18 protein-coding genes are annotated in these 19,395 nt (G+C 47.7%); 8 read left to right on the forward strand and 10 right to left on the reverse strand.

Annotated elements, in window-relative coordinates; translation table 11 throughout:
- The first annotated feature begins 122 nt into the window (after nt 1–122).
- Nucleotides 123–1,106, forward strand: coding sequence for a hypothetical protein (locus GKZ89_RS15075; protein ID WP_155113236.1), 984 nt, complete (start codon nt 123–125; stop codon nt 1,104–1,106).
- Nucleotides 1,107–1,272: 166 nt separating this feature from the next.
- Here the strand turns inward: GKZ89_RS15075 and GKZ89_RS15080 are convergent, their stop codons facing one another.
- Nucleotides 1,273–1,782 carry a CBO0543 family protein gene (locus GKZ89_RS15080; protein ID WP_155113237.1) on the reverse strand — a complete coding sequence of 170 codons (510 nt, stop codon included), beginning with the start codon at nt 1,780–1,782 and terminating at the stop codon, nt 1,273–1,275.
- A gap of 197 nt (nt 1,783–1,979) precedes the next feature.
- Between GKZ89_RS15080 and GKZ89_RS15085 the strand changes: the two genes are divergently transcribed.
- Nucleotides 1,980–2,612 carry a 2OG-Fe(II) oxygenase gene (locus GKZ89_RS15085; RefSeq protein ID WP_241680276.1) on the forward strand — a complete coding sequence of 211 codons (633 nt, stop codon included), beginning with the start codon at nt 1,980–1,982 and terminating at the stop codon, nt 2,610–2,612.
- Between the two features lie 49 nt (nt 2,613–2,661).
- On the opposite strand, the gene GKZ89_RS15090 is transcribed toward GKZ89_RS15085, so the two are convergent.
- Nucleotides 2,662–4,173 (reverse strand): malate:quinone oxidoreductase, encoded by a 1,512-nt coding sequence (locus tag GKZ89_RS15090; protein ID WP_162356936.1) that lies wholly within the window; start codon nt 4,171–4,173, stop codon nt 2,662–2,664.
- Between the two features lie 469 nt (nt 4,174–4,642).
- On the opposite strand from GKZ89_RS15090, the gene GKZ89_RS15095 reads away from it, so the two are divergent.
- Nucleotides 4,643–4,837, forward strand: a complete 195-nt coding sequence (locus GKZ89_RS15095; protein ID WP_155113238.1) for a hypothetical protein — start codon at nt 4,643–4,645, stop codon at nt 4,835–4,837.
- 393 nt (nt 4,838–5,230) lie between these two features.
- Here GKZ89_RS15095 and GKZ89_RS15100 read toward each other — a convergent pair whose 3' ends face one another.
- Genes GKZ89_RS15100 through GKZ89_RS15115 form a run of 4 tightly spaced genes read right to left on the reverse strand, consistent with a single transcriptional unit; the run spans nt 5,231 to nt 8,603 of the window.
- Entirely contained in the window at nt 5,231–6,052 is an 822-nt protein-coding gene (locus tag GKZ89_RS15100; protein ID WP_155113239.1) for a MetQ/NlpA family ABC transporter substrate-binding protein, read from the reverse strand.
- A gap of 19 nt (nt 6,053–6,071) precedes the next feature.
- Complete coding sequence (locus GKZ89_RS15105) at nt 6,072–6,734, reverse strand: methionine ABC transporter permease (RefSeq protein WP_155113240.1); 663 nt, start codon at nt 6,732–6,734, stop codon at nt 6,072–6,074.
- On the reverse strand, nt 6,727–7,476 hold the full coding sequence (locus GKZ89_RS15110; protein WP_155113241.1) for a methionine ABC transporter ATP-binding protein: 750 nt from the start codon (nt 7,474–7,476) through the stop codon (nt 6,727–6,729). Before GKZ89_RS15110 ends, GKZ89_RS15105 begins: the two co-directional genes overlap by 8 nt.
- Nucleotides 7,477–7,511: 35 nt before the next feature.
- Complete coding sequence (locus tag GKZ89_RS15115; protein WP_155113242.1) at nt 7,512–8,603, reverse strand: NAD(P)/FAD-dependent oxidoreductase; 1,092 nt, start codon at nt 8,601–8,603, stop codon at nt 7,512–7,514.
- A gap of 191 nt (nt 8,604–8,794) precedes the next feature.
- Between GKZ89_RS15115 and GKZ89_RS15120 the strand changes: the two genes are divergently transcribed.
- From GKZ89_RS15120 to GKZ89_RS15135, 4 genes are all read left to right on the forward strand, one after another.
- Complete coding sequence (locus tag GKZ89_RS15120; protein WP_155113243.1) at nt 8,795–9,640, forward strand: ABC transporter ATP-binding protein; 846 nt, start codon at nt 8,795–8,797, stop codon at nt 9,638–9,640.
- On the forward strand, nt 9,591–10,508 hold the full coding sequence (locus GKZ89_RS15125; RefSeq protein WP_155113244.1) for an iron-hydroxamate ABC transporter substrate-binding protein: 918 nt from the start codon (nt 9,591–9,593) through the stop codon (nt 10,506–10,508). Before GKZ89_RS15120 ends, GKZ89_RS15125 begins: the two co-directional genes overlap by 50 nt.
- A gap of 135 nt (nt 10,509–10,643) precedes the next feature.
- Nucleotides 10,644–11,654 carry a FecCD family ABC transporter permease gene (locus tag GKZ89_RS15130; protein WP_155113245.1) on the forward strand — a complete coding sequence of 337 codons (1,011 nt, stop codon included), beginning with the start codon at nt 10,644–10,646 and terminating at the stop codon, nt 11,652–11,654.
- Entirely contained in the window at nt 11,651–12,658 is a 1,008-nt protein-coding gene (locus GKZ89_RS15135; protein WP_155113246.1) for a FecCD family ABC transporter permease, read from the forward strand. The genes GKZ89_RS15130 and GKZ89_RS15135 overlap by 4 nt, the downstream gene beginning before the upstream one ends.
- A gap of 529 nt (nt 12,659–13,187) precedes the next feature.
- Here the strand turns inward: GKZ89_RS15135 and GKZ89_RS15140 are convergent.
- From GKZ89_RS15140 to GKZ89_RS15155, 4 genes are all read right to left on the reverse strand, one after another.
- Entirely contained in the window at nt 13,188–13,541 is a 354-nt protein-coding gene (locus tag GKZ89_RS15140) for a DUF1761 domain-containing protein (protein WP_155113247.1), read from the reverse strand.
- A 25-nt stretch (nt 13,542–13,566) separates the two neighbouring features.
- On the reverse strand, nt 13,567–14,196 hold the full coding sequence (locus GKZ89_RS15145) for a hypothetical protein (protein ID WP_155113248.1): 630 nt from the start codon (nt 14,194–14,196) through the stop codon (nt 13,567–13,569).
- A gap of 39 nt (nt 14,197–14,235) precedes the next feature.
- Complete coding sequence (locus tag GKZ89_RS15150; RefSeq protein ID WP_162356938.1) at nt 14,236–15,807, reverse strand: diguanylate cyclase; 1,572 nt, start codon at nt 15,805–15,807, stop codon at nt 14,236–14,238.
- Nucleotides 15,808–15,922: 115 nt separating this feature from the next.
- The gene (locus tag GKZ89_RS15155; protein ID WP_155113249.1) at nt 15,923–17,779 is read right to left on the reverse strand and encodes an alpha/beta hydrolase family protein; all 1,857 of its coding nucleotides are present in this window, start codon (nt 17,777–17,779) and stop codon (nt 15,923–15,925) included.
- A gap of 327 nt (nt 17,780–18,106) precedes the next feature.
- Between GKZ89_RS15155 and GKZ89_RS15160 the strand changes: the two genes are divergently transcribed.
- Nucleotides 18,107–19,395 (forward strand): DUF5011 domain-containing protein (locus tag GKZ89_RS15160; RefSeq protein WP_155113250.1); only part of this gene is annotated, 1,289 nt, incomplete at its 3' end.

Raw genomic sequence — 19,395 nt, forward strand, 5'->3', positions numbered from 1 at the left:
GTTTATCACTGGATTATTTGGGTATTAAAGGAATATTAAAGTGCAGAAATCCTCTTGTTCCAATTAGGTCTTTGGAAGGTTTTCCTGTTTTGAATTCATTAAGAATGAGAGGTTGGACGGGTATGAGAAAGATTCTTTTTATTGTTTTTGCCTGTACGCTCCTTGCTGCCTGCGATCCGCTCGCACCGTGGAGAAAAGAAGAACCAGCTGCAGAGACAGCGGCTGCTCCTGAAGCGGAGGCGGCTGAAACCGATGCAGCTGAAGAAATTTCTACTGAGAGTGATGAAGAAGAGGACTCATTGCCTGCCGATGAGTCACCAGAGAGCACAGAAGAGACGGTGCCTGAGGAAGAAGAAGAGACACCAGCTCCCGAGGCCGGCGACATGCCCCCTGTCTCTGAGCAGATACCTGTTCCAACCGTTCAGATTGCTTCTCCTTATGATGAAAAGGGAAATATAAAGGAAAAGCATACGGAAAAAGAAATAGTAGAGAAGTATATGGATGATAAAGGGAGAATTTTCTTCGGGCTTGATGAGAACCCGATTCGCAGCATCATCAGCGGAGAGAAAGGCAACGTCCAAAACATTACCAACTACAGCGATGCTTTTATCGATATTGGCAGCGATCCGGCTGTTGCCTATGAAATTTCAGACCCTGCTGTCATAGAGTCTGTGTACCAATTCTACTTGAGCAATCCTCCTGTAGAGCTTGAAGGTAAAGATCCATCCGAATACAGGACTTGGGAGGAAGCGACCAACCTGGAGCGGGGCATAATGAAAATGATTTACCTGATAGCCCCGGTGTTTCAATCTGTCGATTACATGGCGGCGAACGGGCAGTATGACGATGAATCCTTTTCGCTCCTTCTTGCCGAATTTGAGAAGGCCGGGGCTCCAATGGTATTGATTCCCGCCCCGCAGACCCCGATTGATTTGCAGCTGTTCGAAAATATGCGCCAGGTAAACGGCATGTGGGGCCAGCTCGGCAAATTTGAGGACCCCGCCGGCAATCAAGAAGAGTTTATGAAGCAATTTCTGGAGACGAAGCAGGAAACGAACAATCTGATCGCCCGCCTGAATTATGCCCTCAGCGAAAAAATGGAATAGAAAAAAGCGGAATCCCTATTAACGGGATTCCGCTTTCCTTATTTGTTCACGTCTTTTCTCATCAAGTAAATCCACATCGCTGCATAAACCGGCAGCAGCAGCACTAAAAAGACCGGCGCAGAAAATATATCCTGAACGAGCATGTGTCAGCATCCTTTTTCGTTATTTATTTTAGGCTGTCCCATGGGAACGGGAAAAACAAATAAAAAATGACAGCAATCGGGACAGAAAGGAAATAAGCAGCGACAGGATTCCGGTAATGAACATACAGGACACTGAAAAGAATGATGTTCAGCGGAATGTTCAGCCAGCTGTTCCAGCCATGGTCATATACATACATCCCTTTGTGCGCAAACAGCACCTGAATCACCGAGTAAAAGGCAACCCACACGGACATATAGAAGATCCGGTTCCGCTCCGGAAAGCGCTGAAGGTAAATAATCAGCCCCATCGGACAAATAAAAAAGGTGAACGCTGCGTTAATCAGGGAATGATTGAGCCATTCCGCCGTCACTCCCCGAAAGGCCCACAATGTATGGTTGTAATAAAAATAATTGTATAGAAGATTAATGACGATAAAATACAAGATGGTCGGATACTGCTTTTTCCATTGCGACCAATCGATAAATTTCCACGCAAACAGGATCCAAACCGCTATAACAAGCAATAAGTACACATTCATCCACTCCAAACAGCCTCTATACATGAATTGTTGACAGCAGCAACCATCCTTATACGTGCTGCTCCCCTCCCCTTAAAAATTGAATAGGCAAAGGCCTCTCCCGGTGGTAAACTCAGATTAATACCATGCAGTGTGACACCGCTTTTTTGAAAACGCTTACTATATTGATAAATTAAAAGAGGTTGATTACTTTGGCAATTGAGATAAAAGAGCCTGCAATCTTCAGGCATACCGGAAGTAAAATCATCACGAGCGACCGTGACATTTCAATTCTCGCAAGAATAGAGGAGCCGATGGTGGCTGTGCTCGGAAATGTACTTAGCGATGAGGAATGCGATGAGCTGATCCGTATTTCCAAGGACCAGCTGAACCGTTCAAAGATTGGATCTTCAAGAGATGTGAGCAGCCTTCGCACGAGCAGCAGCACCTTTCTTCCCGAGACAGGAAATGATGTGGTGGAGAGAGTGGAGAAAAGGGTATGCAGCCTGATGGGTGTCCCCGCTGCAAACAGTGAAGGGATCCATATCCTCAACTATAAACCGGGACAGGAATACAAGGCCCACTTCGACTATTTTAAAAAAGAAAATAGCAACCCGCGGATCTGCACGCTTGTGATGTACTTAAACGATGTGGAGGAAGGCGGGGAAACCTACTTCCCGCACCTCAAATTTTCTGTCCTGCCGCAAAAAGGGACAGCCGTATATTTTGAATATTTTTATCAGGATCCTGCCCTGAACGAACTGACCCTCCACGGTGGAGCACCCGTCATTCAAGGAGACAAATGGGCCGCGACCGTTTGGGTGCGCAGGAAGCAGTACAAGTAACAGAAAAAAGCCAAGTAACGGCCCGTTACTTGGCTTTTATTCGTTCATCCTAAGAATGAACGGCAGTCCAGTTTTTTTTTTCGATTAGTCCGAGCGTCTCTGCAGTGGACGCATGGATCTCGCGGAAAAGCTGCTGGTTTCCACTAAGAGAGATGCCGTATGAAGGCACCATCTCTTTAATCTTCGGCTCCCATTGCCCGATATGCTCAGGGAAGCACCGGTTGAGGACATCCAGCATGACATGAACGGCGGTGGAAGCACCCGGAGAAGCTCCAAGCAGAGCGGCAACTGACCCGTCTGCTGCACTGACGACCTCTGTCCCGAACTGCAGCGTCCCCTTGCCTCCAGCCTCTGTATCCTTGATAACCTGAACGCGCTGGCCTGCCACGATGATATCCCAATCTTCGCTCTTTGCATTCGGAATAAACTCGCGCAGATCATCCATCCGTTTTTCGTTTGACAATAACACCTGCTGAATCAGATACTTCGTCAGCCCCATCTCTTTCACACCGGCTGCGAGCATCGTCATCAGGTTGTTCGGCTTAACCGAACCGATCAGGTCAAAGTAGGAACCGGTCTTAAGAAACTTCGGTGTAAAGCCGGCAAAAGGACCGAACAGCAGGGATTTTTTATGGTTGATGTAACGTGTATCAAGATGCGGCACAGACATCGGCGGAGCGCCTACCTTTGCTTTGCCGTACACTTTTGCGTGGTGCTTTTCCACCACGGCCGGGTTGCTGCAGACCATGAACAGCCCGCTGACAGGGAACCCGCCAATCTGCTTTGACTCCGGTATACCCGTCTTCTGCAGCAGCGGCAGGCTGCCGCCTCCACCCCCGATAAAGACGAATTTTGCATGATGATTTTCCGTTCTGCCGCTCTCCAGGTTCTGCACTTTTACATTCCACGATCCGTCACCGGCACGTTTCAGATCCTTGACACTATGTCTGTAGTGGACCTTTACACCCCGCGTCTGCAAATGTCCGATCAGCTGTCGGGTAAGTGCTCCAAAGTTCACATCCGTTCCGGAATCAATCTTCGTCGCCGCGACCGGCTCTCTTACTTTCCGGCCTTCCATAATAAGAGGCATCCATTCCTTCAGCTTCTGCCTGTCCTCTGTGTATTCCATTCCCTCAAATAACGGATTGTTTGAGAGCGCTTTAAATCGCCTGTTCAGGAAGGATACATTTTTCTCCCCCATCACAAGGCTGATATGCGGAATCGGCATGATAAAATCCTGTGGACGGCTGATCAGCCCGCGCTCCACTAAATAAGCCCAGAACTGGCGCGACAGCTGAAATTGCTCATTCACATTGACAGCCTTGCTGATATCAATAGTCCCGTCCCGCTTTTCAGTCGTATAATTCAGCTCGCACAGGGCCGCATGCCCTGTACCGGCATTGTTCCACTCATTTGAGCTCTCCTCACCTGCACTCGGGAGTTTTTCAAAGATTGTAATCTCCCACTCCGGCTGAAGCTCCTTTAAAAGCGCGCCGAGCGTTGCACTCATGACACCGGCACCGATTAAAATAACATCTGTTTTCCTCTGCATGCTGCTCACTCTTCCTCATCCCCTATATTTATATAACAAGGCGGTCCCCACACTGGAGTTCCTCAGCAAGCAGCGGCACCGCCTAGATCCCAAAACCAAATGTATGTGCTTTCAATTTCATTATACCTCAAAACAAAAGGAAAATAAGTTCCGTTATCAGATAATTATAAAGTATTTTGAAGTAATTAAAAAGTGTGAATTGATGAACGATGGGCTGGAGAGGGAAAATAATGGGCGGATGTTGGAGGAAAAGCACTTCACCCGGTTGTGATTTTTTCTACTGTACCTCAGGAATGTATGACCCAAATGGTGAATCAATTACCGCAGTACCAATATGAGAAATCTTGAATGAATCAACAGGGACTTTCTTTTCTAAAACGTGTCCGGATCAATATGTTCATTTGAACGGGTCATTTAACTAGGAATAAGGGTATGTTTACATATAATGGAGAAAGACTTTTCAGGGGAGGCTGCAAAATTGGAGATCGTATCTTTGCTGCTGGCATCTATAGGTTTAGTTTCAGTTCATGTGATAGGTTTCTTTTATCCGGATTGGCGAAAAATGAACGGAAAAAGAGATTTATCAGAGTGGGAATTATACGGAGTTCGAGCTTTGGGGATGGGTGTGATGCTTCTAATGGTTGGGCTTAGTCTATTTCTTTTAAGACTATGAGAGAGGGGCAGTTACAAGTGTTTTTATCAGATAAATTGAACTTAGCCTTCAGGATATCAACTATTTTGCCAAAATATCGATCGTTTTTATGACTTAATGATCAAATCTAGCCGGATATCAACTTTCCGGGCGGGTTCAGCAGGTCCGGGAGCAGGAAAACAGGGGTTTTGACCTGAAAATCCCGATCCATCCATTGAAAAAAAAGAGCAGACCCGCCGTTTATCAGCGAAATCTGCTCTCTTATTTGCGAAAATTTTCATTTATTTGCGAAAATCGACTGGATATTTGCGAAAATCCGAGGTTTATTTGCGAAACGGGAAATCAGCATGGGATTCTGCCCCGGCTCCCGTTTCAGCCAAATCCCGCCGCTAGCGTCCAGCGTGCTGGTTATTCTTACTTAAACGCCGGAATCGCCGTTTCATCGTATTTCTCTTTTAAAAACTTGCGGACTTCCGGGCTGTTGATGGCTTTTGACAGCTTCTGGATCGCTTCTGAATCCTTGTTGTCCTCCCGGGCGACGAGGCTGATGGCGAAGTCGTTCTCGGTGCCTTCTGTCAGCAGAGCGTCGCTTTTCGGTGTGAGGCCAAGCGGTGCAGCGTAGGCTGGTGTCATAAGAACAGCGTCCGTGTCATCGTAGGCTCTTGCAAGCATGAGCAGGTCCACTTCTTTGAACTGCAGGTTTTTCGGGTTTTCCTCGATGTCTTTCTGGGTGTAGTAGACATCCTTTTTCTCTTTCAGCTTGATGACGTCATGCTGGGCGAGCAGGGAAAGGGAACGGTCGATGTTGGAGACATCGTTCGCGATCGCCACGGTCGCTCCTTCCGGAAGCTCTTCAGCTGATTTGAACTTTTTAGAGTAAAGGCCATAGTTGGCGAAGTAGACCGGTGTGATGGAAACGAGCTCTGCATTGTTTTTCCGGTTGAATTCTTCCATGTACGGAACGTGCTGGAAGAAGTTCGCATCGACTTCTTTTGCAGCAAGGGCGGTGTTTGGCTGAACGTTGTCGCTTAGTACAACCGTCTCAAGCTTCACCCCTTCTTCGGCAAGCTGCGGTTTGATTTCATCGAGAATTTCCGTCATCGGCGGGATGAGCGACGCTACTTTCAGCGTTACGTCCTCCTGCTTCGGTTCCTGTTTCTTTTCTTCTGCCTGGTTTCCCTGGCTGCAGCCGGCCAAAATAAGGAAGGCCATCATAAATACAGTTAATTTTTTCATGCTGTTATCCTCCAACGTGTTATCGTTTATCAAGAATTCTGGCAGCTGTCGTCCCAGTAAATTGAACGAGCTGGACCAGAATCACCATAATGATGATCATAACCATCATCAAGTCTGTTCTGAATTGCTGATAGCCATACCGGATCGCAAAATCTCCAATACCGCCGCCTCCGACGACTCCCATAATCGTCGAATAAGAAATAAAGCTGATGATCGAGGTGGTCAATCCGAGAACGAGACCGGAGCGGGCTTCGACGTAGAGAAACTTGAACACGATCTCCCGGATGGAAGCCCCCATGGAAACGGCCGCCTCGATGACCCCTTTTGGCACATCCAGCAGGGACTGTTCGACAAGGCGCGAATAGTGGGCGATGGCGATGATGGCGAGGGGAATGGTGGCCGCCGTGGTTCCGATCGCTGTCCCGACGATGAGTCTTGTGAACGGAATCAAAAACACGACCAGCAGCAAGAAGGGAAACGAGCGGATAATATTGACGAGCAAATTCAGTGTTGAAAACACCGCCCGGTTCTCAAGCAGCTGGCCCTTCCGGCATAAAAACAAAACCGTTCCGGCCGGCAATCCAAGCAGCACCGCTGCCAGAATGGAAACGCCGACCATAATAAAGGTCTGGCCGATCGACCGCCAGATTTCAGGGCCGTATTGGATCAAAATATCAGGCATGGCCGGGATCACCTGCCTTCTTCAGCTCATCCGCAAAATAGCGGGCCGATTTAGTGATCACTGCAACCCCATCCGGCTGCCGGTCCACCGTTTCGTAAATTTTGCCGTCTTCCATGATGGTGATCCGCTGGCAGATGCTTTTGATGACCTCCATTTCATGGCTCACGATGACGATGGTCACGCCAAAACGCTGATTGATGCTCTCCAGCACCTTGAGCAGATCTGCGGTCGTTCCCGGGTCAAGTGCGGAGGCCGGCTCATCGCACAGCAAAACCTGCGGCTGGTTGGCAAGCGCCCTCGCAATCGCGACCCGCTGCTTCTGCCCGCCGCTCAAGCGTGCCGGATATTGATCCGCAAGCTTCTCAAGGCCGACAAAGCGGAGGCACTCCAGCACCCGCTCACGCCGGTCCTTCTTCGGATAGCGGGCGAGTTCCAATGCAGCCGCGACATTGCCATAGACCGTCTTATTCGCCGCCAGATTGAAATGCTGAAAGATCATCCCGATCGATTTTCGGGCCTCACGGAGCTCCCGGCTGCTCATCGCGGTCAAGTTCTTTCCGCTGACCTCGACATCCCCCTCATCCGGAGCCTCAAGCAGGTTCATCAGCCGCAGCAGCGTGGATTTTCCGGCACCGCTCGCACCGATGATGCCGTGAATTTCGCCCTCTATTATCGTCAAAGACACAGACTTAACTGCCTCGAATTTCGAAAAATGCTTCCTGACATTTCTTAGTGCAATCATAAAAAAACCCCTTTCCAGGGAATAAAACAATGAGATTAATTATAGCTGAAACGGGCGGGGCTGTCATGTCCGCTGTCTGTAAGCAATTTTTCCTTCACGAGCTTTTTATTGCGCTCCTGGAACACTTCATTATGGGAGGACACCATCGCGTAGGGGTCCGCTTCCGGCTGGATGTAGGTCTTGGCCCGGTTCACCGCGTTCGCCGCATCCTGGAAGCAGCCTGCGATCAAATTCAGCTTCCCTTCATGGCTCAGGATATCACCGGCTGCGAAAATTCCTTCCACTGATGTTTCACTGGACGCATTTCCAGCGATGTAAAAATCATTCGCCATCTCAATATTCAGACCGCTGTTTTTCAGCAGGCTTGTGTCCTGCTCATATCCATGATTGATGATGACATCATCGACATCCAGATGACTCTCTTCCCCTGTCTCGCTGTTGTACAGCTTAACGGTTTCGATCGCATCCTGATTCTCACAGGCGATCAACTTTGTAATGGAAGTATGGGGAAGACATTGAACGGTGCTGTTCATTAATTGGGCAACCTGCGCTTCATGTCCGGTAAGGGTTTCTTTTCGGCAGACGATATAAACTTGCTTCGCAAACGGCTCCAACTCATTTGCCCAGTCCACGGCAGAGTTGCCTCCACCGGAAATGATGACCGTTTTGTCTTTAAATCTCATTAAAGAAGGAATGGTGTAATGAATGTTGGCCACTTCATATTTGTCTGCCCCGTCAATATCGAGCTTTTTCGGATTCAGGATCCCGCTTCCCACTGCAAGGATCACGGTCTTGGTCTCATGCCTGCTGCCTGAAGCAGCTGTCAGCGTATAGGTTCCATCCTGATTGCGGACAATGGCTTCAATTTTTTCGTTGAGAACGACCTCCGGCTGGAAGGTAAGCCCCTGCTGGACGAGCTGCTGCATGACTTTTGCGCCTGTCGCCGGTGTTAACCCGCCAACGTCCCAGATCATTTTCTCCGGGTATACGTGAAGCTTGCCTCCCAGAGCCGGCTGGTATTCCACAATCTTCGTTTTCATTCCCCTTAACCCGCTGTAAAAAGCAGAGTAAAGCCCCGCCGGCCCTCCGCCAATGATGGTGACATCAAACAATTCCCGCTCAGCCATATCCGTCCACTCCCAATCAACTGTAATTGATTATCATTATCAATAAGAATAAAACATTTTCCGCTGCTTTACAATTTAAAGTTCGCTTTTGCTAATAAAAATTAGTTGACACTCTCAGAAGACAGGCGATATAGTTAACGTATACTGATAATGATTATCATTACTACTTATACAAATTGGAGGGATGACAGATGGTTCGGCTCTTTACAGAAGATTTCAGCATCGGCTACGGGGAAGAGCTCATTGTCAAAAATCTGAATGTACAGATTCCGGATAAAAAAGTGACAGCCATTATCGGCTCGAACGGGTGCGGGAAATCGACTCTTTTGAAAGCCATTACACGAATCATCTCCCACCAATCCGGGACAGCCCTTTTGGACGGCAAAGAGATCTCAAAAGAGAATACGAAGACACTGGCTAAGAAAATGGCGATCCTCCCCCAGACTCCTGAGGGTGCAGCTGGACTGACAGCCGGAGAACTTGTGTCTTACGGACGCTTTCCCCACCAAAAGGGACTTGGCAGACTATCAGCCCGTGACCACGAAGCCATCGACTGGGCACTGGACGTAACAGGTACGTCTGAATTCAAGTACCGCACGGTCGACTCCTTGTCCGGCGGACAGCGCCAGCGGGTCTGGATTGCGATGGCTCTCGCCCAGGAAACGGAGATCATCTTCTTGGATGAGCCGACGACTTACCTGGACATGGCTCACCAGTTAGAGGTACTGGAGCTGCTGCAGACCCTGAACCGGGAACAGGAACGGACCATCATTATGGTGCTGCATGACCTGAACCAGGCAGCACGATTTGCGGATTACATGATCGCGATGAAGGACGGAAAGCTCGTTAAAGCAGGATCGCCTGATGAGATTGTCACTACCCAGACACTAAGGGACGTTTTCCAGATTGAAGCCGTGATCGGACGGGATCCCCATACATTTAAACCACTTTGCATGACCTACAATTTAATAAAAGGAGATCAGAAACATGAAGAAGCTATTCATCCCGCTTATGCTCGTACTGGTTCTTATCATTAGTGCCTGCGGCAAGCAAGAAGGAACAGAAAAAGAAAACACAGCAGCAAAAGAACCGGAGACGTTTACATATGAATCGGAAACAGGACCGGTCGAAGTTCCATCCAATCCAAAACGCGTTGTAATGCTATCCGGGTTCACAGGCAATGTCCTGCACCTCGGCGTGAATGTAGTCGGAGCGGACGTCTGGTCCAAGAACAACCCGACCTTCGCAAAAGAAATGAAAAGTGTTGAAGAAGTTTCCGATGAAAACCTCGAAAAAATCATCGAGCTCGAGCCGGACCTGATCATCGGCTTATCCAATATTAAAAACGTTGATAAGTTAAAGGAAATTGCTCCAACCGTGACATACACGTGGGGAAAACTGGACTACTTAAGCCAGCACGTTGAAATCGGGAAGCTTTTGAATAAAGAAAAAGAAGCCCAGGCTTGGGTGGACGACTTTAAGAAGCGCACCGAAACAGCGGGCGATGAAATCCGCGGAAAAATCGGGGAAGATGCAACCGTATCCGTTATTGAAGCATTTGGAAAAGACCTGTATGTGTACGGAAACAACTGGGCCCGCGGAACCGAGATCCTTTATCAGGGCATGAAGCTGAAAATGCCGAAAAAAGTAGAGGAAGTCGCTTTGAAATCAGGCTACTACACGCTGTCAGCGGAAGTCGTTCCTGACTACGCCGGAGATTACGTGATCCTCAGCAAATATTCCGATGCAGACACCTCTTTTGAAGAAACCGAAACGTTCAAAAACATCCCGGCAGTCAAAAGCGGCCAGTTGTTTGAAATGAAAGGCGAAGGCGCATCCTTCACGGACCCGGTTACACTCGAAAAACAGCTGGAGTTCATCAAAAAATCATTTATGGAAAGCTGATCAGTTGAGGAATTCTTTACAGAATTCCTCTTTATTTTAAGCTCTGTTAAAATTGCTGTAACTACTGCAGGCGGTGGAAAAAATCAACAGCATGCTTTACCATAGCCTTATCTTACGAAAGGAATCCGGCAAATCATGGCTAAATCAGCGCTTCGTTCTCTTTCATTTGCATTAAAACTTGCAGCTGCCCTGCTTTTGCTGGCAGCTATGTTTGCGGCTTCCATGATTTTTGGGGCAGCCGATGTGACACTTAAGGATGTATGGCTTGCCTTATCGTCTGATTCCGCAGAGAAAAACATCACGATTCTACGGGAGATCCGCCTGCCGCGTGAAATAGGAGCGGCCTTTGTCGGGGCGGCCCTGGCTGTTTCGGGAGCGATCATGCAGGGGATGACAAGGAATCCGCTCGCCGATCCCGGATTATTGGGACTGTCCGCGGGGGCCTATGCGGCACTCGCTGTCGTGCTCGCACTCTTTGATTCTGCCAATTACCTGGCCGTCATGGCGGCCTGCTTTACAGGAGCGGGCATCGGTGCCGTGCTCGTGTTCGGAATCAGCTCTATCCGCAGGGGCGGGTTCTCCCCGCTGCGCATCGTGCTCGGAGGGGCAGCCATCTCCGCTTTCCTCTACGCCATCGCGGACGGTGTGAAGCTTTATTTCAAAGTCTCAAAAAATGTCACGATGTGGACATCCGGAGGGCTGATCGGGACGAACTGGAATCAGCTGCAGATCATCATTCCGGTCATCCTTGCTGGACTGGCTGTGTCCATCCTGCTTTCCAGACAGCTTACGATCTTGAGCCTGAATGAAGAGGTCTCCATCGGACTGGGCCAGAAAACAAGAGCGGTTAAAGCCATTTTGTTTCTGACCGTTATCCTTCTGACCGGTTCAGCGGTTGCCCTGGCCGGAAATCTCGTCTTTCTTGGTCTGATGATCCCGCACATCGTCCGCCCGTTAACCGGGAACGATTATCGGTTCATCCTGCCAATGTCTGCGGTCGCCGGAGCAATTTTCATGCTGTTTGCCGATACAGCGGGCCGCACGCTGAATGCGCCCTTCGAGACACCAGTCGCCGCTATTGTCGCCATGCTCGGACTGCCTTTCTTTTTATTGATTGTCCGTAAGGGAGGGAACGCAATCCGATGATCGATCCAGCTTTGATCCGTAAACAGCGTATAACAGTGGCGGCTTCCATCATCCTGATCCTTGGAACGATTGCCGTCAGTCTCGGATTGGGTTCAGCCTCCGTCTCTTTCGACCGGATTCTCCCCGCCCTTTTTGGCCAGGGAACGTTCAAGGAGGAGTTTGTCCTGTTCGACCTCCGCCTGCCGAGAATCCTCATCACCCTGCTTGCCGGTATGGCTCTTGCTTTATCCGGAGCAATCCTGCAGGGCATCACAAGGAATGATCTCGTAGACCCCGGTTTCATGGGCATCAACTCCGGGGCCGGGCTCGCGGTTACCGTGTTCTTTTTATTCGTCCCAATCGAACCGGGTTCCTTTATCTACATCCTGCCGCTCACCGCTTTTATCGGAGGGCTGCTTACCGCTTTAGCTATCTACTTTTTCGCCTACAGCAAGAAAAACGGCATGCAGCCCGTCAGCCTCGTGCTCGTCGGGGTCGGATTCTCCATGGCCCTCTCCGGGGCGATGATCGTCCTGATTTCGTCAGCTGACCAGGTAAAAGTCGACTTTATCGCCAAATGGCTCGCCGGAAACGTCTGGGGAACCGACTGGCCCTTCATCTGGGCCTTGCTCCCGTGGCTTGTGGTTCTCATTCCGTTTGCGCTTTATAAGGCCAACACCCTCAACCTGCTCAGCTTGAGTGAACCCGTCTCCATCGGGGCTGGCGTTGCACTGCAAAAAGAAAGACTGATCCTGCTCCTCACCGCAGTCGGGCTCGCTGCATCCGCTGTCTCGGTCACAGGGGGCATCTCCTTCATCGGCCTCATGGCCCCGCACATCGCCAAAGCCATTACAGGACCGCGGAATCAGCTCTTCATCCCCGTCGCCCTCCTGCTCGGCGGCTGGCTGCTGCTGTTCGCGGATACGATCGGACGGAATATACTGGATCCAAGCGGAGTACCTGCAGGGATTATGGTTTCGCTAATCGGGGCCCCTTATTTTGTTTATTTGCTGATGAGGAAGTGAGCGGAATGGCAGGGGTTGTGCTCTGATTCCTTCGTCCCCTGTCTAGGGTGCACTCATGGTTACTGAGCAGGCGCTTGCGTTTGGGCAGCTTCATTGTGAAAAAGGCTGTATAGAAGCTCAGGGGATGGACCCTGAGCTTTTTCTTCTGCAGACGGCTTTTTGGAGTGGGAAATCGGAGAATACGGGCTAAAATGGAGACTTTTTTGTTCAGAAACAGAAGCAAGTCTGTCCAAGGGATGCAGAAAGGCCAAAATGCGCCTAGCAAATGCAGCCTAAAGCTTCTTATTTATACCGGCGGACCAATATATTATCGGAAATATCCATATATCGACGAAATTTTTCATATATTTGCGAAAATAATGATATATCGACGAAAATAAAAATATATCGGCGAATAATTCGATATATCGATTTTTCGGGAGATTTCGACACAGGTGGAGGAACTCAGTACTAAAGAAATCCAACAGAAACAGCCTCTCCAATCAAATAGAGCCTCTGTCCACAAACTTGGACAGAGGCTCTGTTTCATTCAGCCAAAAAAACCATGTACTGCACCGAGCACAGTAAAGATCACGAGATGATCGCCGATTGCGATCTTCAAGCTTTTCTTACTGATCAATCCGAATACGGAATTCTTCAGGTAGACGGCGCTGATGATGACGCCTATGAGCAGGCCGATCCAGGCTCCTTGCCCGATCTCCTGGACATTTGCAGTCTGGATGATGACGCCGACCAAAAAGGAACTGATGAATGCAATCACAATCGACAGGACATAGTGAACCGGTTTGTTTTCTTTGTTTTTAAGTAAAATGGAATAATAGATGGTGCCGTACAGGATATATAAAACGGCTCCGGTAAGGATGGCTGGCAGTGAGGGCAGCATGTTTCTCCTCCTTGCTGAGCAGAGATTACCCAGCTTCAATAGTTTGATAGATTTTGCGGACTCTTTTTAATTGCGGAGGGGAAAGGTATGCTTCCCGCTCCCTTAGTACGTTTACGAACTCCGCTTTGTTTGCATCGTTTACGGCATGAAGAGTGCTCTCTGCATGCTGGGGAATTTCCTTTGGCCTGCAGGTTTCCAGATGGCTGAGCAGAAATGGAAAAATAGATTGTCGGTTCTGCTCACTTGCAGCCGCCGTTTTAGCCAGCGTTAAAATTCCTTTGTCGACTGTAATTACAGAGCCTGCCAGAATGGCTTGTTTGACCGTATCAAGATTCTCCATGATGTTCTCCGCCGATCGGTCCGCGATCACTGACAGTGCCGTCATTCCGCCCCAAACAAGCCGGTTATCATGGCTTTTCAGCAGTCCGATAAAGTCTGGCGCAAAGCTTGCCGTAAGCTCCGGCCTGACCTTGCCAATTTCATAAGCCACCTTGATGCAGTCATGGCGGATCTTCTTCTCTTTGTTTGACAGGTTTTCTATGATTTCTTTTATCCCTTCTGCATCTTCGCTGTTCGCCAGCTGATGGGCCAGTTCAATGTTCGGCTCTTCATCTTTGCGGCCCAGCTGTGAGGCCAGCATGTTTAGAATCGGCATATGATTGCTCCTTGTTTACTCTTTTTTCCGTGCGTTCTGTCAGCCGGTAAATTCAAATGAATTCCTTCCGGAGGTCGTCACCCGGTTCCGCCCGGTTTCTTTAGAGCAGTACAGCGCTTTATCCGCTTCAACCAGAAGCTGATGCAGCGTTTTGCCGGCTTCCGCGCCGGCTATACCGAGACTGAATGTTACGGTGATCGAACCTTCCGCAGTGTGGAGCGGATGGTCTTCGAGCTGTTTCCGCAGCCGTTCAGCAAGTTCTGCTCCTTCTGATTCCGTGCAGCCTTCCAAGCCGATGACAAATTCTTCTCCTCCATACCTGGCGAGCCATCCCTGACCGCTTAGAAACGAGCGGCAAACCGCCGCTGCATGACGGAGCACCTCATCCCCGATCGCATGGCCGTGCGTATCATTGATTTTTTTAAAATGATCCAGATCAGCGAGAATGAGCGTAAATGGGATCTTATTTTCAAGAGATGACTGCAGTGCGGCCTCACAATGCTTGAAAAACGCCCGCCGGTTATAGATGCCTGTCAGCTCATCATAGTAGGCGTAATGCTCAAGCTTGTCCTGCAGCTGCTTAAGCTCGGTGAAGTCTGTAAAAATCAGCAGCCATCCTTTTCGCTTGGATACATCCTGAATATGGGAAGTCCGGACTTGATAGGTATGAATCCTTCCATCATCACCGCTCAGCTGAATTTCCTGCTGCATGGACAGCTGGACATTTTTAATCGGCTCTGCTCCGCCGGATAGGAGGGGCCAGACTTCCTGAAAGCTTTTTCCGAACATTTCGGAGCTCACTGAGGGGAACATCGCGGCAAAAGTTCCATTGAACTCCACAATGCGGCCATCTTGATCGAGAACTGCTACTCCATCATTGATGCTGTTGAAGATCGCATCCTTTGCAATGGGAATCAGCGAGAACATACGGGATGTGGCGGCGGACCACAAGTAAAACAGGGAGGTGAGCCACAGCACCATCGGGACCGGATCGATTCCGTACGGTGTCAGTCCGACCAGATAAAGAAATGCAGTGACAATCGGGATCAGCTGCCCAACGAGCAGAGAAAGCAGCTGCGGGCGGTAGGTTGATGCGGTTTCCCGCCACCTCGTCAGGATCAGCAGGAATGCAGCCATCATGCATCCGAAGGTATACAACCCGTGGAAAACATACCAAATGCCGATTTCCTGATGCACATAAGGGGCTCCGAGAACCGGATCCAGCTCATAAACCCGGTAGTGCAAATGATGGAAATCGTTTGTGGCGACCATCCAAAAGGTAATGAACGGCACAACCATCAGCAGCCACGAAGCCTTTTTCGAAAAAGGAATCCCTAAATACGTGATAACAAACAGCAGCCCCATCGCCGCAGAAAAAGGCATTCCGGCATACAGAACGACCGTCCAAACCGTCATTTGCGCCATTGTCTCCGACATAAGAGCGAAAACCGAACCAAAGCAATAAATCAGTGAAAAAAAGGAATGCAGGATAAATACGTTCGCAATTCTCGTAAAATGCCTGCGCTTGATATACACATATGAACATAAAAATAAATTCAGTACCGTTGACGTACCGATCAGCGTGATCGCTGCAGTTAAATCAGAATTCACGGTTTTCCCCTCAACTAGATCGTCTTTTTCTTAAATGTAGCATAGTTCCTTTAGGATGGGGAGAGAGGAAAAAGAAAAAGGCCCCTCCGGTTTAGAAGGGGGGCCTGATCGTTTATTAAAGCTGTGTGAGCGTATTCGTCACGGTCATAACCGTTATGATAAACGCATTGATAAATCCAGCAAGATACGGGTTTCTCGTAACCTTATAAATCTTGCGTGAAATGACGGCAGCCACAATGAGTATGATGATAATCGGGAATAACCAGATTCCGATAATATGGGACAGATCATTGTAGAACACTTCACCGGTAATCCAGAAATTCATATATTGAATGACTACCAGAATGATAATGCCAATGGAGTTGGCGAGAGCCATGATTGCCGTATTGACCCACTCCCGGCTGCCGATTTTCACAAAATTAAAGCAGTTGATCGCGATTGAATTCGCAACATAGAACAGCAGGAAAAACGGGAGATACTTAAGTGCGATCAGCAGTTTATCAGGTGTAAAGGTTTTAATGGTCAGTACCCAGATGCGGAAATCCGCTTTGAAGAAGTAGTCTGCGATGAATACGAGACTATAGGCTAAAACAGATACCGTTAACGCGAGACCCAGAGTTTTCATCAGAGCTCTGAAGCTGATTAGAACGCCGGTTTCCTTAAGATCCAAGCCATTCTTCTTGGAATAGAAGAAGTGGGAAGCAGCCATTATCACTAAAGCAAACAATCCCGTCACAACACACCAGACTCCGATATAAAATGGCGGGAACTGCGGGAAAAATGCCGGAATACTAGCAACGGACCAGTTATAAAGAGCGAGATAACTAAAGTAAGAAACGAGTGCACTCGCAGCAATGCCTCCCCAGAACCAGAGCTTTCCTATGCCCTTAGGTGCAGCTTGTGCCTTCACTTCCTGATCAGCACGCAGAGAAGCAAAAGGAGCTGTAAACAAAAGTACCTTCGTCACAGAGACAATGAACAGGACAAAGCCAGCTAACCCAATAAAGTTAAAGAAGACTTTCCATTGCCAGATTTGATTAGAGCTATTGAGCTGGTCAGGAGCTCCTAATGAATCATCAAAAAACTCAATCGTGCTTTCGACTACATCCTTCGAAAAGTGATTCCATGGATGGATCTGGGCAGGATTGTAAATCACCCGGGTGGCTTCTTCGCCATCAATGGTCTGCTTATACAATTTGTAGCTCTCCCGCTTTTCCCCTTCAGCGGGATCTTTCCCAAAGTTTAAAAAGGACTGTGCCGGGTCTGTATGAATGTAGTTTCTTGGTACGGTAGGTTTTCCGTCTGCACCCATCGTTCTGAAGAAAAATTCATCATACTGGGCAGCGATTACCCCTACGTCCCTTGATCCGTAAACGTTTTCATATTTGGCGTCCTTAGGCTTCAGCGCCCAGTATAAAGGTTCTCCGGGATCGCTCGTATACATGGCATCATTGGCGATCAGCAGAACGGACGATACGAGAGGGTTCTCCTGCTTATTGTCCTCGTTGATGGACCAGTTCGCAGCCCTTGCACCATTGGAATGGCCGGTAATGCCGATCTTTTCTTTATCTACGTAAGGAAGATCTGCAAGTAATTTTACAGCGTCATACATTCCTGTACCATTTACAGGCCACTCCTCAGGTTTTACAGCATCTGAATTGCCGTGGCCATACATATCGATGGAAATGACCACATAACCCCGTCTAGACAATTCCACGTAATTCAAGTCCTGCATTTCCCGTGTATTGTACCAGCCGTGACTCGTAACAATAGCCGGAGCAGGCTGGTCTTTCGTTGCATTTTCAGGCACAAACAGCAATCCGCTCAGCATATGGCCTGAAGAAGTTTCCCACCTCAGATCCTTTATTTTCACCTGACCGCCTGACGTTTGAAGCAAAGATGCACCAATCGCACTAATCAAACATAAAACCAATGAAATGACCAGCATCCGGAATGATCTCTTTTTATTCATCTGCTCTCCCCCTCATTCTCATTATAGGAGTCTTTTCCTCCTATAATGTTTTCTTTTCCAAGTCAATAGCAGACAAAAAAAGACCCGTACTTTAAAAGGACCTTCGTAAAAGGGTCCTAAAAGCATGGGTCTCCAGTCTCTCACCATCGTTAACTTGTAAATTCAGGATACTTTTTATTGAAAGCGGTGTCAATCAATTTATTTCGGTTTTCGAAGTATTCCTAAAGAATCTGGTGACTTAAACTCTGTATAAATTTTTTATAGTATTTTTATACAAATCGGTATAATATTAGTAGGTAAATAATACTAGATTTAGGGGAGATAGGTTTGAAATTAAAATTATTAAAATATGGTATCGTTGCTTGCTTTTTATTTTGCTTAATTTTACCTAATCAAAGTTCAGCTGCTTCAGACAAAGTTAAGCCTATAATTTCAGGGGCTGGAAACAAGATTCTATTCATTGGTAATTCTTTTAATTCTATGTCGGGGGTAACCGCCAAGGATAACATAGATGGAATTGTGACCAAAAACATAAAAGTTTCAGGCACGGTTAACACGAAAAAGGCCGGAAGTTACAAACTTACTTATATGGTCTCGGATAAAGCTAAGAACAAAACGATCGTCATCCGTACCATTACTGTAAAAAAGGACACGGTTAAACCTACAATTAGCGGAGCCATCAATAACACAATTTATATCGGGAATTCTTTCAGCGCGTTGGCGGGAGTTACCGCGAAAGACAATGCAGACGGAAACATTACTAAATCTATTAAAGTGTCTGGTTCAGTTAACATCAAGAAGAGAGGAAATTACAAGCTTACCTATACCGTTTCGGATCGAGCAAAGAACAAAGCGACCGTCACCCGTACTATTACTGTAAAAAAAGATTCGATTAAACCTTCTATTAGTGGAGCTGCCAATAAAACAATATCCCTAGGTACTTCTTTTAGCACTATGGCAGGAGTTACAGCAAAAGATAATGTGGATGGAAATATTACCAAATCTATTAAGGTATCCGGTTCAATAAATTTGAAAAAAGCTGGAGTTTATAAAATTACTTATACAGTTTCGGATAAAGCAAAAAACACTTCTGTTGTAACTCGTATCATTACGGTTCTTGATAAGATTAGACCTGAAATTTCTGGAATACAGGATACACAGATTTACCTTGGTAATAATTTTAATGCTCTAGCTGGTGTTTCTGCTTCTGATAACAATGACGGGAACCTTACATCCACTATCAAAGCTGTTGGTTCAGTCGATGTTAATAAAGCGGGAATCTACGTGTTAACTTATTCAGTCACCGATAAGTCCGGTAATACCTCTTCTGTCCAACGTAAGGTAACAGTGATTGATAACATCAAACCCGTTATTACCGGAACCCAAGATAAACAAATTAATTTTAATGAAGCTTTTGATCCTTTAGCTGGTGTTTCTGCTTCTGATAACAATGATGGGGATCTAACTTCTTCTATCAAAGTTGCTGGTTCAGTCAGCATTAATAAAGCGGGAATCTACATGTTAACTTATTCAGTCACCGATAAGTCCGGTAATACCTCTTCTGTCCAACGTAAGGTAACAGTGATTGATAACATCAAACCCGTTATTACCGGAAC

Origin of the sequence: Metabacillus mangrovi (genome assembly GCF_009711125.1) — a bacterium.
GTDB lineage: Bacteria > Bacillota > Bacilli > Bacillales > Bacillaceae > Metabacillus_B > Metabacillus_B mangrovi.

Coding starts and splice junctions, on each gene's coding strand:
- GKZ89_RS15075 (WP_155113236.1), top strand. CDS start 123: ATGAGAAAGATTCTTTTTATTGTTTTTGCCTGTACGCTCCTTGCTGCC.
- GKZ89_RS15100 (WP_155113239.1), bottom strand. CDS start 6,052: ATGAAAAAATTAACTGTATTTATGATGGCCTTCCTTATTTTGGCCGGC.
- GKZ89_RS15105 (WP_155113240.1), bottom strand. CDS start 6,734: ATGCCTGATATTTTGATCCAATACGGCCCTGAAATCTGGCGGTCGATC.
- GKZ89_RS15110 (WP_155113241.1), bottom strand. CDS start 7,476: ATGATTGCACTAAGAAATGTCAGGAAGCATTTTTCGAAATTCGAGGCA.
- GKZ89_RS15115 (WP_155113242.1), bottom strand. CDS start 8,603: ATGGCTGAGCGGGAATTGTTTGATGTCACCATCATTGGCGGAGGGCCG.
- GKZ89_RS15120 (WP_155113243.1), top strand. CDS start 8,795: ATGGTTCGGCTCTTTACAGAAGATTTCAGCATCGGCTACGGGGAAGAG.
- GKZ89_RS15125 (WP_155113244.1), top strand. CDS start 9,591: ATGAAGAAGCTATTCATCCCGCTTATGCTCGTACTGGTTCTTATCATT.
- GKZ89_RS15130 (WP_155113245.1), top strand. CDS start 10,644: ATGGCTAAATCAGCGCTTCGTTCTCTTTCATTTGCATTAAAACTTGCA.
- GKZ89_RS15135 (WP_155113246.1), top strand. CDS start 11,651: ATGATCGATCCAGCTTTGATCCGTAAACAGCGTATAACAGTGGCGGCT.
- GKZ89_RS15140 (WP_155113247.1), bottom strand. CDS start 13,541: ATGCTGCCCTCACTGCCAGCCATCCTTACCGGAGCCGTTTTATATATC.
- GKZ89_RS15145 (WP_155113248.1), bottom strand. CDS start 14,196: ATGCCGATTCTAAACATGCTGGCCTCACAGCTGGGCCGCAAAGATGAA.
- GKZ89_RS15155 (WP_155113249.1), bottom strand. CDS start 17,779: ATGAATAAAAAGAGATCATTCCGGATGCTGGTCATTTCATTGGTTTTA.